Origin of the sequence: Helicobacter rappini (assembly GCF_900198625.1) — a bacterium.
GTDB classification, from domain to species: Bacteria; Campylobacterota; Campylobacteria; order Campylobacterales; family Helicobacteraceae; genus Helicobacter_A; species Helicobacter_A rappini.
Genome location: NZ_FZPK01000048.1, coordinates 1 through 15,894, shown reverse-complemented (window position 1 = coordinate 15,894; position 15,894 = coordinate 1). Strand labels below are relative to the sequence as shown.

The 15,894-nt window shown below is 35.4% G+C and carries 16 protein-coding genes; 13 read left to right on the top strand and 3 right to left on the bottom strand.

From position 1 onward, the window contains the following. Window positions 1–102 precede the first annotated feature (102 nt). Entirely contained in the window at window positions 103–354 is a 252-nt protein-coding gene (locus C6H17_RS09420) for a S4 domain-containing protein (protein ID WP_005218393.1), read from the bottom strand. A gap of 170 nt (window positions 355–524) precedes the next feature. On the opposite strand from C6H17_RS09420, the gene C6H17_RS09415 reads away from it, so the two are divergent. The 6 genes from C6H17_RS09415 (at window position 525) to kdsA (ending at window position 5,283) form a co-directional block, all read left to right on the top strand. Beyond that, a complete protein-coding gene (locus C6H17_RS09415) occupies window positions 525–707 on the top strand; it encodes a hypothetical protein (protein ID WP_020995871.1) in 183 nt (60 codons plus the stop codon). A gap of 887 nt (window positions 708–1,594) precedes the next feature. After that, entirely contained in the window at window positions 1,595–1,777 is a 183-nt protein-coding gene (locus tag C6H17_RS12275) for a hypothetical protein (RefSeq protein ID WP_005218392.1), read from the top strand. A 527-nt stretch (window positions 1,778–2,304) separates the two neighbouring features. Beyond that, window positions 2,305–2,475, top strand: coding sequence for a hypothetical protein (locus C6H17_RS12270; RefSeq protein ID WP_155243511.1), 171 nt, complete (start codon window positions 2,305–2,307; stop codon window positions 2,473–2,475). A 70-nt stretch (window positions 2,476–2,545) separates the two neighbouring features. Further along, window positions 2,546–3,307, top strand: coding sequence for a TSUP family transporter (locus C6H17_RS09410; RefSeq protein ID WP_005218391.1), 762 nt, complete (start codon window positions 2,546–2,548; stop codon window positions 3,305–3,307). Between the two features lie 19 nt (window positions 3,308–3,326). After that, entirely contained in the window at window positions 3,327–4,385 is a 1,059-nt protein-coding gene (locus C6H17_RS09405; protein WP_005218390.1) for an ATP-binding protein, read from the top strand. A gap of 70 nt (window positions 4,386–4,455) precedes the next feature. Then, entirely contained in the window at window positions 4,456–5,283 is an 828-nt protein-coding gene (gene kdsA, locus C6H17_RS09400; protein ID WP_005218389.1) for a 3-deoxy-8-phosphooctulonate synthase, read from the top strand. 166 nt (window positions 5,284–5,449) lie between these two features. On the opposite strand, the gene C6H17_RS09395 is transcribed toward kdsA, so the two are convergent. Further along, complete coding sequence (locus C6H17_RS09395) at window positions 5,450–6,829, bottom strand: FAD-linked oxidase C-terminal domain-containing protein (protein ID WP_005218388.1); 1,380 nt, start codon at window positions 6,827–6,829, stop codon at window positions 5,450–5,452. 59 nt (window positions 6,830–6,888) lie between these two features. After that, window positions 6,889–7,362: a hypothetical protein gene (locus tag C6H17_RS09390; RefSeq protein ID WP_005218387.1), complete on the bottom strand. Its 474-nt coding sequence runs from the start codon at window positions 7,360–7,362 to the stop codon at window positions 6,889–6,891. A gap of 151 nt (window positions 7,363–7,513) precedes the next feature. Here C6H17_RS09390 and ppa point away from each other — a divergent pair, with 151 nt between their 5' ends. The 7 genes from ppa to C6H17_RS09350 all read left to right on the top strand — a co-directional run bounded on the left by ppa (window position 7,514) and on the right by C6H17_RS09350 (window position 15,227). Then, a complete protein-coding gene (ppa, locus tag C6H17_RS09385; protein ID WP_004088036.1) occupies window positions 7,514–8,035 on the top strand; it encodes an inorganic diphosphatase in 522 nt (173 codons plus the stop codon). 212 nt (window positions 8,036–8,247) lie between these two features. Further along, on the top strand, window positions 8,248–9,801 hold the full coding sequence (gene galE, locus C6H17_RS09375) for a UDP-glucose 4-epimerase GalE (RefSeq protein WP_020995872.1): 1,554 nt from the start codon (window positions 8,248–8,250) through the stop codon (window positions 9,799–9,801). A gap of 13 nt (window positions 9,802–9,814) precedes the next feature. Beyond that, window positions 9,815–10,276, top strand: coding sequence for a GtrA family protein (locus C6H17_RS09370; protein ID WP_020995873.1), 462 nt, complete (start codon window positions 9,815–9,817; stop codon window positions 10,274–10,276). Next, the gene (locus C6H17_RS09365; protein ID WP_005218383.1) at window positions 10,273–12,060 is read left to right on the top strand and encodes an FAD-dependent oxidoreductase; all 1,788 of its coding nucleotides are present in this window, start codon (window positions 10,273–10,275) and stop codon (window positions 12,058–12,060) included. Before C6H17_RS09370 ends, C6H17_RS09365 begins: the two co-directional genes overlap by 4 nt. Beyond that, the gene (locus C6H17_RS09360) at window positions 12,053–13,564 is read left to right on the top strand and encodes a hypothetical protein (protein WP_005218382.1); all 1,512 of its coding nucleotides are present in this window, start codon (window positions 12,053–12,055) and stop codon (window positions 13,562–13,564) included. Before C6H17_RS09365 ends, C6H17_RS09360 begins: the two co-directional genes overlap by 8 nt. A 147-nt stretch (window positions 13,565–13,711) precedes the next feature. Then, window positions 13,712–14,212: a 5-(carboxyamino)imidazole ribonucleotide mutase gene (purE, locus tag C6H17_RS09355; protein WP_005218380.1), complete on the top strand. Its 501-nt coding sequence runs from the start codon at window positions 13,712–13,714 to the stop codon at window positions 14,210–14,212. A gap of 517 nt (window positions 14,213–14,729) precedes the next feature. Then, complete coding sequence (locus C6H17_RS09350; protein ID WP_027338353.1) at window positions 14,730–15,227, top strand: DUF3972 domain-containing protein; 498 nt, start codon at window positions 14,730–14,732, stop codon at window positions 15,225–15,227. Window positions 15,228–15,894 lie beyond the last annotated feature (667 nt).

Here is a 15,894-nt window from a genome sequence, read left to right as displayed (position 1 = left end):
AAATCAACTTCATACATTCGCAAGTAAAGAATTGCTGCATTAATACTTAAAATAGAATTGCTGTTTCATCTTAAATCTCACTTAATCTTTAAAACAATCTCTCTAAGAATCTAACTCCAAAACATACTCATGTTTCATACTCTTGGGTATAGTTTTTAATGTTGGGATTTGCAAGACTTTATATTGATGTGTTGATTCCAAAAACTTTAAGGTAATAATGTCATTTACTTTGACTTCTTTTGAGCTTTTTGATACTACACCATTTACAAGCACAACACCATTAGCACACATATCTTGGGCTATTGCTCTTCGTTTTGTGAGATTGACTGCATTTAAGAATTTATCTAATCGCATATTTTTCCTATGTTTATCTATTAAAGAATCTACAATCTCAAATGCTTAATGTTTTCATCTAAAAGCTGAACATTATAGACAATTAATGATATTTTTCTGTATTCTAGCAAAAAAATGATGATTTTTTTTTGCTAGAATACATGCTTGTTTTACATATTTTTAGGAACATTATGATTTGTTATTGTAAGAGTGATGGGGATTATATTTGCTGTCTTTTTAATGATTATCCCATTAATCAAGCAAAAATATATGCAGCATTTTTTAAAAATAAGCAATCTAATGCAGATATATCTTTTGGGATTGAAGGTTGCGACATGGGTGACACTAATAAGCCTTGTGGGGGCAGAATTTAGCACCGCAAAGCTAAAAGTTTTATGAGGATTGTATGAAAAATACAGACATGGAAGAACTTTATGACAAATTGTCAAAAACAGATTTACAAAAAAATGGAAGCTTAAGCCCAGTTACTTGAAAAAATATGGGAAAGGGTAGGATTTAGCTATGCTCTAAATGCCCATGAAGTCTTAAACATTGTATGTAGGGATAATATTGTAATACCTATTAACTTAACCCAATTTGATGGTGATATATTAAGATAAAATACAAACCACCAAAGTTTTTTTACTTGTGTATCTCTTAAGTGAGATAAGATATATAGTAAGGATTAAATATAGTAAAAACATACAAGAATTATATGTATTGATAGACTCAATGTGCAATTACAAGATGCAAAGCTCTATGTAAAAATCTAGATAAAGCATTCTTTGATAAATTAGAAAGTAATCAAGAATTGCTTAACGAATGCAATAGAATGGAACTCTTTCATTATAAAGCCACAATAATCTTGTTTCACAAATACTACAAGCCATCGCACTGCATAAGGATTTGATATCACGAATGATTACAAAAGCCCATTTGGAATTAAGCAAAGAGTTGCTTTTTCACCCAATCCTTTAATTATTGTGCTAAAAAAATCTTTGTAAGACTTTATAGCTCTTTAAAATGTAAAATATTTTCACTGACAATAACAATGTGCTTAATTGTGCTACTATTGTTAGAGGATGCGCACTTACCGATCAGGATAAACAAAGTTTGCAAGATTATAATATTGCTATATTTTTAGACTCTCAACTTCTATTAGGCTCAACCACATCCTCGCAATAATCCTTTATCCTTTGGCGAACTAGATTCTAAAGATGAGTTTATAGAATCCAAGTCCATCTCTTATTTAGTTCTAAACATGGAACCCACTGGTACGCAAACCATGAAAATCTTCTTAGCAAACTCTACCCCTATAATACTAAATCATTCTCTTTTAGAATCTAGTCTTAATGTCACATTAGAATGTAAAAATAAAGAATCTAAAAATATGGTGGAGAGAAACACAAAAAGAAAGGCAAAAGCAAGAAAACGCAGACTCTAAAATAAAAGCTTTCAATTATTTGCAATCTAGCACCAATGTTTCACTCAACAAGCTTAGGAGACGATAAAATTCCAATGTTCTCATAATATAACAGTGCTAGTAAGGATATTGGAACTGATTATCTTATCTTATTGTAGAGAGATGAAATGGAGAAAATGGAATATCTTCTCATGTATTTATTGGATTAAAAGTAGAATAAATAAAATTATCGGGAGAGCAAATCAGTTTTTTAAAAAAACATATTGCATGATGGCTATGAGAGTTTTATTAAAGAAACAGAAAATGTTATAGAGCTAACACCTCAAGAAGTACTCACAAAACTACTTAACGACGACATGATAAAATATAAAAGAATAGTAATGAAATATGAGTAAAAGCCTACAATGAAGTGCAACATTGTAGAAAATATTACACGAAACCCATTGAGAATTTTTATTATACGCTGAAGATTTTTTGAAACTTGACCTCATATTTCCAGTTTCCAGTATAAACCAAACGGTTGACAAAAAATCAAAATCAAGATAAAAATGAATCTAGAGATAAAATATTTCAAAATAATCATTTTGATTATAAAATACTTGATAGTAAAAGCAGAGATTCCAAAAGATGATAAGGAATGCAAAGCTTTTGTTTTTGATAAAGGGCATATACCGGGAAGCATAAGACTATTAGGCACTTGCAAGATAGCTACAACTTAAGATCTACATGACTTGTTTTATCCTATGTGTTGTGATACAATTAATTCATAAAAGAACGATAAGGAATAACATGTTAGGGGATTTAGGCTTAGATATTTATGCGATTTTATTTTGTGCGGCTTTTTGTGCTGGATTTATAGATTCTATTGCAGGGGGTGGCGGTATGATTACAATCCCTGCATTATTTCTTGCTGGGATTCCACCGCATCAAGCCTTAGGGGTGAATAAACTGCAAAGCTGTTTTGGTAGCTTTTCAGCGACTATGCACTTTTATAAAAAAGGACACATAGTTCTTAAAGATAATATTATCCCTGTTATTTGCGTATTTTTATGTGCGGCTGGTGGGACGCTGCTCGTGCAGTTTTTAGAAGCACAATTTTTAGCGAAATGTATCCCCTTTTTGCTGATTGTCTTTGCGCTCTATTTTCTGTTTTCTCCAAAGATTACAGAAGAACAAAGTCATGTCCGCTACACTCATGCTTTGCTTTATTTTGTGCTTGGGGCGATTGGCTTTTATGATGGCTTTTTTGGTCCGGGGACTGGCTCATTTTTAATGCTTGCTTTAATCATGCTGGGTGGATATGGACTGAAAAACGCATTAGCTCATGCAAAGCTTTTTAATTTCACTTCAAACCTTGCCTCTATGCTTGTATTTGCCATAGGCGGACAGATTCTATGGGTGCTTGGCTTTCTTATGGGTGCTGGGCAGTTTATCGGTGCAAATCTTGGGTCTAGACTTGCACTTCGCTATGGTATAAAGATAGTCAAACCCCTTGTTGTTGGTGTATCACTTATTGTGTGTGTAAAGTTGCTTTATGATGAGTATTTTTAGAATCTTGTGTGAGTGAAGTATGTCTATTGAGATTCCAAAGCTAAAGCATTTTTTTCCACGCAGTGTGAATATAAAGAGTGATAAAACCTTTATATATGGACCACCACAAAGCGGTAAAACTACATTTGCTTTGTGGTATGCACAAAAGTTTCAGCATGTTTTCTACATGGATTTAGCTACATTATTTTCACAAACTCTTATAGCAAATACAAAAAAGGCTTTATATGGCATGAGTGAAAAGCTAGAGTTACTCATTGTTGATAATATCACTCTAGATTCAATAAAATATTGTGATGATATAGCTGTATCTTGTCCTTGTATCTACATAGGTGATATACAGGCATGTCCTAGTGATTTTAGCCCATTGCCTTTGTTACCATTAAGCTTTGAAGAATATCTAAGTATGGATTCTAAGAATCTAAATATTGATGTTTTACTATCAAACTTCATTAAAGATGGCAATAGTATAGAAATGCTTTCACTCCCAGATTATAAAAAGAGAGAATATAAATGGCGTTCAATGCAGTTTGGCTTAAAAGATGAAGCCAGAGCGTTAAGCTATATGTTAGCCTTGCAATCCTTAAAGACAAGCACCTATGGAATCTATACGCATTTAAAGCAGCATATAAAAATCTCAAAGGACAGAATCTATCCTTTAATGCAAAGTTTGCAAACAAATCATATCGTGCATATTTGCAAGCATATTGATACGCAAAATACGAATAAGAAATATAAGCTTTATTTCTATGATTTTACGCTAAGTGAATTTGCAGATTCTAAACATTTTGTGCGAGTGTATGAAAATATGGTATTTTTAGAGTTGGTGTCAATGGGCTTTAAGCTGCAATATAGTCATCATTGTGATTTTATAGATACAACGCAAAATATGATCTTTTTATGTATGCCATTTGCAAGTATAGAATCTATCGCAAAAAAAATACAGCTTATACGAAAGAGGGAGAGAGAATACAGCAGTCATATGATATATATCATTACAATGAGTAGCAATCATAGCTTTGATAGTAAAGCAATCGCACTTGATTTTGCGAGTCTCTCACCGCTTTTGCGTCTTGTTTAGCATTGTAAATAAGATTGGGTTTAACTTTTTGTATAATAGCCTTGAAAATTTATATTATAGGGAGCATATTATGATATTACTGAGTGGTCCATGCGTTATAGAAAATGAAGCAAATATTTATCGCATCGCAAAAGAGCTTGAGTTCGCACACAATGACACAGAGATTGACTTTTACTTTAAGGCAAGTTTTGATAAGGCAAATCGCACTAGCCTTGATGGCTTTAGAGGTCCGGGGCTTGAAAAGGGCTTATTATTGCTAGAGAAGGTAAAAAAGGATTTTGGCTATAAAATCATCACAGATATACATGAAAGCATGCAGGCAGAGCCTATCGCTGAAGTGGCAGATATTATCCAGATTCCAGCATTTTTATGTAGGCAGACAGATTTGATTGTCGCGGTGGCAAAGACTAAGGCGATTATCAATATCAAAAAAGGGCAGTTTATGAATCCTAGCGATATGCGTTATAGCGTGCTTAAGGCATTAAAGACTAGAGATTCTAATATCAGTGATTCTAGCTTTATGCAGGATTCTTATAACTTAAGCAGTAAGCATAAAATATGGCTTACAGAAAGGGGCAGCACCTTTGGCTATGGGAATCTTGTGGTAGATATGCGATCGCTTGTAATTATGCGTCAATTTGCCCCAGTTATCTTTGATGCGACACATAGTGTGCAAATGCCCGGCGGACTTGGTGGTAAAAGTGGCGGTGATAGTAGCTATGTGCCTTATCTTGCTCGTGCTGCAAGTAGCGTTGGCGTTGATGGCTACTTTATGGAAACACACTTTAACCCACAAGAAGCCCTAAGCGATGGTCCAAATATGATTGAGCTTGGTAAGCTAAAAGCACTCATACCGATATTAAAAGAACTTGATGTGATAGCAGAGAAGAAGTTGTAAAATGCATGGAATCTAAGTTATGTGTTAATCATAACTTATGATAATTATGTTGTAAGCATTGCTTTCTTCGGTTTATGCGACTTGTTTTAGTGGGAGACTTAAACCTTTTCTAAGAAAATGGTAATTGCCTGCATGGATTCTTTATTTTATGTGATATTTTAGAATCTTACAATCCCATTTTATTTGGATTTAATATATTATTTGGGTCAAATGCGCTCTTAATGCTTCTAAACAAATTCATTTCATCTTCATTAAAGGCAAGATTCATAAATGGTGCTTTAGCAAGTCCAATGCCATGCTCTCCGCTTAAAGTCCCCTCTAGCATAACTGCGATTTTAAAAATCTCTGTGATAGCTTCATGCCCTTTATCTAAATCTTTTAAGTCTTCAACCATGACATTTGTATGCACATTACCATCACCTGTATGTCCAAAACATGGAATCTTAAAGCCATAACGCTTACTTACTTCACCTATTTTTTCTAGTAATTCTGGCAGTTTTGCACGAGGGACGGTGATGTCTTCATTTAGTTTTTTCTTACCATAAATGCTAATACTTTGACTTGCATTCTTCCTTGCAAACCATAAATCCTGCCCTTCTTTAGAATCTTTTGCTACCTTAAACTCAACGCAACCATTTTCTTTAAATCTAGATTCTATAAGTTTTAATTGATATTGTATCTCTTCTTCTAAGTTACCATCTACTTCTGTGATAAGGATAGCCCCCGCTTCAATAGGTAAGCCTTTGTTAAATTTACTCTCAACTGCACGGATTGTAAGATTGTCTAAAAACTCCATAGCTACTGGTGTAACTCCACTTGCCATTGTCTTATACACTGCATTCATCGCATTTTCTATTGTGTCAAAAATGCCCATTGCTGAACGCGTAATCTTTGGCTTTGCGATGAGTTTTAGTGTGATTTCGCTAATGACTGCGAGTGTCCCCTCACTTGCGATAAGTATCCCTGCGACATTATAACCTGCCACATCTTTAATCGTCTTTTTACCCGCACGGATAATATTGCCATTTGGTAGCACCGCACGGATAGCCATAACATAGTCTTTTGTGATTCCATACTTTGCAGCACGCATACCACCTGCATTTTCACTGACATTGCCACCTATTGTGCTTTGATTCTCACTTGCGGGGTCTGGTGGATAGAAAAGTCCATGGGATTCTACAAAGTTTTGTAAATCTTTATTAATCACTCCGGGCTGCACTCTCACTATAAGATTTTTTGTATCAAGTTCTAGAATCTTATTCATATGCTTTTCTAGGGCTAATACAATGCCACCATCTGCTGCGATGCTCCCACCTGTAAAACCGCTACCAGCCCCCCTTGGCACAATGGGAATGAGATGAGTATTGCAATACTTTAAAATATCGCTAATATCCTTTTCATCTCTTGGGAAAAGCACCATATCTGGTTCTCTAGATTCACGAGTAGCATCATAGCTGTATGCAAGTTTATGCAAGGAATCTATTTTTGCGTTTTCTTCACCTAATAGTTGTTTGAAATAATCCATATGTGTAGTGTCTAATGCCATGATTTTCCTTTTTAAAGTTTTATCATATTGTAGTCTAAAAATTTATATTTTAAGCTTTCTTACTGAATAGAATCATACATGCCAACTGCATACTGATGTGCATCGCCACAAGATTCTATAAAAGCGGCAATATCACTGATTTCAACCTTTATGCCACCTCTTGTATTATTTGTGCGGATAATCCAAATAGCTGCATCTGGTATAAGATTTGGTCGCATGAGAATCTTTGTCTGTATTTTTTCTTTATTCCCAACCGCTTCATTTGCAACTATTCCTTTTGCATATAATCCACAAGTTTGCGGTTTGCCTGTGGATATATAGGTAAATTCAAGTTTAAAGTCTGTGAAGTCATTCAACGCACTCACAGATAGCTTTTCCCAACTTGTTTCATTTATAGTCTTAATGTATTGTGTGTTAAATAGCCATATTTCTTCATCTAAAGTGGTAGTTTTTGAATCTATTTTGGTATCATTACATGCAATAAAAGTAGCAAGACAAAAGAGTATAAAAAAATTACAGAGATAAAAACGCATAGTATCCTTTCTTGAATAAAAGGCTAGATTCTACCATAAAATGCGAGTTTAATACACATAAAGAGATATATATTTTAGAATAAAATTAAATAATGGATTAGTTAATAATGCAGTGTTATAATACAAGCCAATTTAATTTTAAGGAGAGATTATGGATCTTACAAAAATCAGTTATGGTAAAGTCCCAAATGAGATTAATGCGGTTATTGAAATACCTTTTGGTTCAGACATTAAGTATGAGATAGATAAAGATTCTGGTGCGGTTGTAGTGGATAGAATCATGCGTTCAGCGGTGTATTACCCTGCAAACTATGGATTTGTGCCAAATACATTAGCAGATGATGATGATCCTATGGATATTTTGGTGTTAAATGAGTATCCCCTGCAGGCTGGCTCTGTCATTAAATGCCGATTAATAGGTGTTTTAATCATGGAAGATGAAGGCGGCATGGATGAAAAGCTACTTGCTGTTGCCCTTGATAAAATCGATCCTACATATAGCGATGTAAAAAGCTATAAGGATTTGCCAAAACTTACACTTGATAGAATCAAGAATTTCTTTGAGACATATAAAATGCTTGAGCCTGATAAATGGGTAAAAGTAAAAGACTTCCAAGAAGCAGATAAAGCCGCTGAACTCTTAGAACAAGCTATCAAGAATTATAAAGGTTAATTCCAATCTTACTTTTGCAAACATTTCTTAGTTGTTTTTTGAATGTTATATTATTTGCAAGGTTTAACCCTTGCAACAAGCTTATGTGCTACTACACATGCTTTTGTATTACTATAATGCATAGAATTATGTTATAATTATTTGCTGTTATAACATAATTCTGTATATTAACTCAATAAATTTGCTAGTTATAAATTTTAAAAAGGAAAGCTATGCCAAACAAAAAGATTCTAGTAACCGGTGGGGCTGGATATATCGGCTCTCACGCAAACGCCCTGCTCAATACTCTAGGATTTCAAACCATTGTACTAGATAATTTAGTCTATGGGCATAAAGAATCTTTACATTATGCACCACTTCCTTTCTCTTATACGAGTCCATTTACTGAAAGCCCTACTATCTCATCGCAATATCTAGATTCTACACTAACAAACCACGCAAACAAAACCACAAATTCTAGCAATTGCTCTGTGGCTTTGGAGGCTTTAGCTAAATTAGAGGGTAGGAGTTATCTAAGCGATAATGACTACCCCTCTAATTTAGCTAATCGTTCAAATTGTATAGACAAGGGCACAAATTTAGAGAATCTAGATTCTAAAAACTCCAAAACGCCAACTGCGGAAGTATCTTGTGATGATTTTGTGGGCTGTGAAGCTTTTTTTGCGAGAAGCTACCTAAGCGGTAGTGCCGAAGCAAAAAAAGCAAACTCCCGCAAAAGCACGCAAGAGACAACGCAGAATCCAGATTCTAAAACGCCCAACACACAAGATTCTGTACTCAATTTTCTTACACAATTAGAGCAAAATTTTAACGGGGGGGGGGGGGTAAATACACAGGATTCTATTCTCTATAACAATCTTAAATCTAACTTAAACTCCAACAATGATTTATCCCACCAACTTCAAACCGCCCATAAAAACACCACTTTTATCCACGCCGATTTAAGCGATAAAGCTACTCTAGATTCTATCTTTAGCACATATCAAATACAAGCAGTTATGCACTTTGCTGCCTTTGCCTATGTGGGTGAGAGTGTCAAAGACCCTAGCAAGTATTATTACAACAATATCGCCAACTCGCTAAATCTCCTAGAATCTATGCGTAAAGCCAATGTCAAAAACATTATCTTTAGCTCCACTTGTGCCACTTATGGACACCCCTTGCATTTGCCCATCACAGAATCTCATCCGCAAAATCCCATAAATCCCTATGGCTACTCAAAGCTTGTGGTAGAAAATATGCTAAAAGACTTTAGCCACGCCTATGGGATAAACTATGTCATCTTGCGTTATTTTAACGCCGCTGGGGCGAGTATGCTTTTTAATATCGGTGAATCCCATAGCCCAGAGACGCATTTAATCCCGCTTCTTTTGCAAACGGCACTAGGACAGAGAGAAGTTCTTAGCATTTATGGCGATGATTATCCTACAAAAGATGGCTCTTGCATAAGGGATTATATCCATATAGATGACTTAGCAAACGCACATATTTTAGCCCTAAAGTATCTGCTAAATGGTGGCAAAAGCGAAGCCTTTAATCTCGGCAATGGCTTGGGATTTTCTATCTTTGAGCTGCTAGAATGTGCTTCTAGGCTTTGTGGCAGACAGATCCCCTATACCATAGAATCTAGACGAGAGGGCGACCCTGCCACACTCATTGGCGATAGCACTAAGGCAAAAGAGATTCTAGGCTGGAAGGCACATTTTGCAGATATTGAGACAATCCTATCTTCAGCACTTGCTTGGCATAGCAACCCACGCTATTAAATAAGGGAAGTTAATGCAGTTAATAAAGTATGTTTGTGTTGCTTTTCTAGCCCTATTTGTCAATCTCATCTCAAGGCATTTTCTAAGCTTTTACATAAGCTTTTCAAGCAGTGTGATTATCGCTTATATCTTAGGGCATTTTGTGAATTTCGCCTTGTCCGCAAGGTATATCTTTTCTCGCAATATTAGCTTAAGACTAGCCTTTGTCCGCTTTAGTATTGTGGCTCTTTTTGGGCTACTTATTGCCTTATTTGTGAGTGTGGGGACACTTTGGCTTTTACAGAGCTTTTATACAGCTTTGCAGGATTTTATACAATCTAGCCCCTTTTTAGCCCCACACAAAAGCTTCCTACTTCATCAAAAGCATTTAGAGTTTGTAGCCCACATTAGCGGTGTGGGCGTGGGCTTTATCTGCAACTATTTGGGGCATAAATATTTTAGTTTTATTAAATTTACAAGAAAGGATAATAAGTGAGACAAAATAAAAAAGTCTTAATCATCGGTGCAGGACCGGCTGGGCTTAGTGCGGCTAGAGTGCTAAGTGAAAATGGATATAGTGTAGAGATTTTTGAGTTAGATTCACAAGTTGGTGGAATGAGTAAAAGCATAGAGCTATTCTCACAGATTGTGGATATTGGACCGCATCGCTTTTTTAGCAAGGATAAACGCTTAAATGACTTTTGGCACTCCCACACAAATGGTGAATATGAGAAAGTCTCACGCTTGACTAGAATCTTTTATAACCGCAAGTTTTTCTACTATCCTTTGCGTGGCTTTGACGCACTTTTTAAACTAGGATTTTTAGAATCTGCCCTTTGTGTTTTTAGTTATATTAAAGCAAAAATTAACCCTTTTAAAGGGGATAGCTTTGAATCGTGGGTGGCAAATGCCTTTGGCTATCGCTTGTATAGCATATTTTTTAAAAGCTACACAGAAAAGCTCTGGGGGATTAAATGCAGTAAGCTAGATGCGGATTTTGCCGCACAACGCATTAAAGGGCTTAATCTCTATGAAGCGATAAAGTCCGCATTTTTTGGCGGTGGGGGCAAAAAGCATAAGACTTTGGTTGATGAGTTTAGCTACCCCAAAAAGGGCTGTGGCGTGGTATATGAAAATATGAAGCAAGAGATTATCAAACGCGGCGGCGTGGTGCATTGTGGTGTGGAGGTGCTAGGCATTAAAACGCAGGGCAAAAAGGCGGTGGGTATTCACACAAACAAGGGCGAGTTTAGCGGGGATATTGTGATTTCTACCGCACCTTTTAGGGATATGGTGTTGTCGCTAGAAGAGCTAGATTCTAGTGTGAAAGAAATGGCGGGGAGATTAAAATTTAGAAACACGATTTTAGTTTATGTAGAAGTAGGGGATTTGGCTTTACTAAAGAAACATCGGCTAACGCCGAGCGGTATCCCTTGTTTTGAGGCAACCGCAGACCTCAAGTCTAGCTCTGCCCCAAAACAAGCGAAGCGGTGCGAACGAAGTGAAGCAGGTTTCTTTAGAAAATCCCCAAAAAACTACGAAAGCAATACCACAATTCCTAGAATCCTAGAAGAAGAGAAAGAGGCTTGGCGTGAAAACGCCGACAACCTAGAATCCATTTCTGAAAATAACACGCAAAAATCGCAAGGAAATGTGTTTGGGAATAGCAAAGTATCTTTGAGTGATTTTAGTGGTTTTGGAGCGAAAGGCGAAGGGAGTTACCTAAAGGGTAATGACCGAGCCTTGAGCGAACAATCCGCTAAAAGCACCAAAGAGACAAAGCTATTCAAGGATAATTGGATTTATGTGCATAGCAAAGATACCCAAACCGGCAGAATCACCAACTTCGCTAATTGGACCAAGGATTTGCAATGCGGACAAGACTCAGCGATTTTATGCCTTGAGTATTGGGCAAATGATGATGAAGACTTGTGGAAGCTAGATGATAAAGCCCTAAGTGAGATAGCAAAAAGGGATTTACTAGAATCTAATCTTGTAATAGATTCTAAGCTGATTATAAACACAAGTGTGCTAAAAATCCACAAAAGCTATCCTGTGTATGAGAAAGGCTACAAAGATAACTTGCATAAAATCTACAAAGCCCTAGATAGCTTTAAAGATTTGTATTTCATCGGGAGAAATGGCAGCTTTAAGTATAACAATCAAGACCATAGCATTCTTATGGGGCTTATGTGTGCGGATAAGATTTTGGGCAGAGAGTGTGATTTGTGGAATATTAACACGGACTATGACTATCAAGAAGGGGGTAAAAGTGAGTAATTTTACACATAATATGCAAAGCTACCTTACAAAACATCGCAATGCAATATGGCATATATCTGCCTTAGTCTTACTTGCTTTTGGGATAATCGCTAGAATCTATTTTTATGTCAATCATAAAGATTTATGGCTTGATGAAGCCTCACTTGCTTTTTGTGTATATGGCGTTCCACTTAAAGACATATTTTTCCAACCATTGCCAAATCTACAAGCTGCCCCACTTGGCTTTTTGTTATTTAACAAAGGGTTAGGAGCAATTTTTGGATACAGCGAGTATGTATTGTATTTTTTACCCTTAATGTGTGGAGTTGGTTCGCTTGTTTTATCAATGCTTATTGGCAAAAAACTCGCTGGTAATTTTGGTGGTTTTGTATTTTTGCTTTTACTTGTTGGCTCACAAAATCTGCTCTACTATACCACAGAGTTCAAACAATATGGCGTTGAAGCGTTTTGTAGTTTTTTATTGCTGTATCTTTATGTAATTGCAAACAGCACAAAAGGGAATCCAAAATCATTTGTAGGTTTTTATATAGCTTGTATGATATGTATTGTCTTTGCTAATACTGCTATTTTTATTGCAACTGCCATAGGAGTGGGAATTTTATATCAAAATAGAAATAATCTTGCAGCTTTTTTGAAAACCAATGCAGTTTGGATACTTTGTGTTGGAATCTTTTTTGTGTTATATTATGTGCTTTATCTCAAGTTCCAAAGAGTAGATGGCTTTTATACCTATTGGGAAAAGCATTTTTTACCACTTTCATTGAATGCATATCCAGAGTTTATTAAGGAAATATTAAGCATTCTATCTAGCTTCACTCCGCTTAGGGCAAAATATGTATGGTTGTATATAATTATATGGCTGATTGGGATTTGCATTGCATTCAAGGAAAGAAAGGATATATTCATAATATGTGCAACTGCTATATCGCTTTACATACTATTGTCTTTATTTAGAATCTATCCTTTCGGTCATGGCGGAGTAATTGGCAGCAGACTCTCACTTTATATGTCGCCTATTTTTTATCTGCCGTGTTGTTATATGTTTATATGTTGTATAAAAAAAGGTATGACACTAAGAATTGTGATGTCGATTATTATAGTCTCGCTATGCTATAAAACTTTTTTAAACTACAAGCATACCTATCCAGATGGGCTTTTTATAGAACAAACGCATGCATTAATTACACAAGCAAATGAACATTATGAATTGGGCGAATTAATCCTTGTTTATAATGGAATGAATCCTGCTTACAAGTATTATAGTTTGATTGACTCTATATCAAATCCTTATAAAAACTTTTCAGATGATTTAAAAGAGGTGGAAAATATCATTCAAGCATCAAACGCCAAAAATATTTATATTCTAGGCTCTCATTATCCGGGTAAAAAATGGCTTAGGTCTTTGGAGAATTTAAGCTTAAAATTTGATGAAAATACAAACTTTAGTTATGGTGTTGGTGGTTGGGGTTCATTTCTTATAGAAATCAATAAAAGTAGCTAAACATTCAGCAAGCCTTTTGAAAATAAACCACAAAACAAGTTCTTAATGCGTGTTTGTTTATATAACGCATGCTAAATTTTACATTAAATTACACATACACACTTTTTTATAGTAAAATACAAGCGAATATTCTATGTGAGGTGTTGTATGCCATTTGTTGTGATTATTATGGGAAGTAAAAGTGATTGGAAGGTTATGCAGGAGTGCATTGCTATTTTAAAAAAGTTTGAAATCCCTTTTGAAGTGCATATATCTTCAGCTCATAGGACACCAGAGAGAACAAGAGAGATTGTGCTGACTTCAGAAAAACGCGGAGCGGCGGTATTTATTGGAGCGGCAGGTATGGCAGCACACTTAGCAGGTGCTATTGCAGCACACACCTTAAAGCCTGTTATAGCAGTGCCACTTGCAGGTGGTGTGCTTGATGGTTTAGATGCGCTTTTATCAAGTGTGCAAATGCCACAAGCAGTCCCTGTCGCTACTATGAGTGTAGGCAAGGCTGGGGCGATTAATGCTGCTTTTTTTGCATCACAGATTCTATCTCTTCTGCCACAATATCCAGATTTAGCACAGCTTCTTGTAAAAGAAAGAAAAGATCGTGCAAGTCAGCTAGAAAAAGATACACAAAGCATACAAAGTGAAATCTAAAAGCTTATAAAAAGGGAAAGTTATGGCAGAACAGGAGAAGTTGCAATTACAAGGCTTAAAGACAATACGAGAAATGCAAGAAAGCATTCAAAATGAGAGTATGCAAAATGGTAATACAACAAGCAATTCTCTCATAAAAGATAGTGAGCAAGACACACTTCGTGCGTATGTGAAAGAAACGCAAAAAATCCTTGATGGCGATATGGGTACTGAGAGTAGCACTCCAGATCTATCTCATGCAAAGACAATTAAAGAGAGTATGCAAGACTATTTAGATGAAAGTGATACTACAAAACCGCAAAAAACAATACAAGATTCTAAACAAACAATAGCCCAAAGCACACTCAAAGATAACAAAGCCACCATAAATAGCCAAACTCAAGCTGCCACCCTGCAAGCAACAAAAACACTAGATTCTAACACGCCAGAAAAAGTAGAATCTCAAGGAAAATTAGATACTAAAGTAAAAACAGAAATTAAAGACGAAATAGAATCTAAACAAGAAAAATACCAGCAAATAGTAAAAGCCAATGCAAACACAAAGCAAGAGACTTGGCTACTTTTAGATGAGTTTTTAAGGCTATCGGGTTTGGAGAAAGAGAAAGTAGCAGAGTTAATAAAAGATAAGACAATTAAGAGTAAGCAAGAAAATGGCAGAATCTATGTCGAAGCAAGCACAGGCACATCAGCTCTTATAAAAAAGGTGGAAAATCGCTTAGTTTCACTTGATATGAATGGCAACGCACTAGACCCTGTGTTTGTAGAGAAGACTATTGCTACTATTTTAGGCTTGCATGATAAGGTCTTAAGCTCCAAAGATGAGACGATAGCAGCTTTTAAAAGTGAAAATAGCTTTCTAAAAGAAGCGCTTGTGTCTATGCAAGAAATCTATGATGATGATAAAAAGACCATAGAGATTCTAAGACAGCAACTACAAAAAACGCAAGAAGAAGTGGAGTTTGTGAAACGAAAATACAAACTCATGTGGGGTAAAGTGAGTAATAGCACGACATGATAATTTGATATTCATGCCTATAAAATTATGGAATCTTAAAAAAGTAAAAAATTATTCGTTCTAATTTATGTTAAAGGGTAAAACATATTTTAAATATAAAAGCTAAGTTATAGAATCTTAAAGGTAATTGATGGTTTATGAAGTTTTTTACATAGATTCCATGAATTTAAAAACATAAAATTTATAGCTTGTGGTCTAAAAACAAGTGTAGTATTACCCCTAAAAGTAGCATTCGCCTAAAATGTTTGTAGCTTTAATAGAATCTCTGAGAATGTCAGCATAAAAATCCCTGTTAAAAAATATCGCTAAAAAAAGTGTAGCATAGCAAAAGATTATGAAGTTTTAATGCTTTGTGTATTGAAACTACCCTGTGAAATTATAGAGTGTGTTATAATTCCAAGCGCAAGGATAAATGTGTAAGGGTAAAGGAAAACTATGTGATTATATATTACTATTTTTATATCTATCTAGCAACCCACAACAAAAAAACACTTAATCGCACACCCAAAAAACACACCAACACATAAAAGCCTTATATAAAGAGTTTTTTAAACTTTATTAATGTGTGCGTATATTCTTATATTGCAAACAAAATACAACTTTATAAAGTAGCAATTCCTTATAATTCCGTAAATCTTTTGTTTTAATCTAAAAAAGGATACACAAA

Bases quoted from the DNA above. Each gene is read 5' to 3' on its own strand.
- C6H17_RS12270 (WP_155243511.1), top strand. From the start codon at position 2,305: ATGAATCTAGAGATAAAATATTTCAAAATAATCATTTTGATTATAAAA.
- galE (WP_020995872.1), top strand. From the start codon at position 8,248: ATGCCAAACAAAAAGATTCTAGTAACCGGTGGGGCTGGATATATCGGC.
- C6H17_RS12275 (WP_005218392.1), top strand. From the start codon at position 1,595: ATGGAACCCACTGGTACGCAAACCATGAAAATCTTCTTAGCAAACTCT.
- C6H17_RS09415 (WP_020995871.1), top strand. From the start codon at position 525: ATGATTTGTTATTGTAAGAGTGATGGGGATTATATTTGCTGTCTTTTT.
- C6H17_RS09420 (WP_005218393.1), bottom strand. From the start codon at position 354: ATGCGATTAGATAAATTCTTAAATGCAGTCAATCTCACAAAACGAAGA.
- ppa (WP_004088036.1), top strand. From the start codon at position 7,514: ATGGATCTTACAAAAATCAGTTATGGTAAAGTCCCAAATGAGATTAAT.
- C6H17_RS09390 (WP_005218387.1), bottom strand. From the start codon at position 7,362: ATGCGTTTTTATCTCTGTAATTTTTTTATACTCTTTTGTCTTGCTACT.
- C6H17_RS09405 (WP_005218390.1), top strand. From the start codon at position 3,327: ATGTCTATTGAGATTCCAAAGCTAAAGCATTTTTTTCCACGCAGTGTG.
- purE (WP_005218380.1), top strand. From the start codon at position 13,712: ATGCCATTTGTTGTGATTATTATGGGAAGTAAAAGTGATTGGAAGGTT.
- C6H17_RS09410 (WP_005218391.1), top strand. From the start codon at position 2,546: ATGTTAGGGGATTTAGGCTTAGATATTTATGCGATTTTATTTTGTGCG.
- kdsA (WP_005218389.1), top strand. From the start codon at position 4,456: ATGATATTACTGAGTGGTCCATGCGTTATAGAAAATGAAGCAAATATT.
- C6H17_RS09370 (WP_020995873.1), top strand. From the start codon at position 9,815: ATGCAGTTAATAAAGTATGTTTGTGTTGCTTTTCTAGCCCTATTTGTC.
- C6H17_RS09395 (WP_005218388.1), bottom strand. From the start codon at position 6,829: ATGGCATTAGACACTACACATATGGATTATTTCAAACAACTATTAGGT.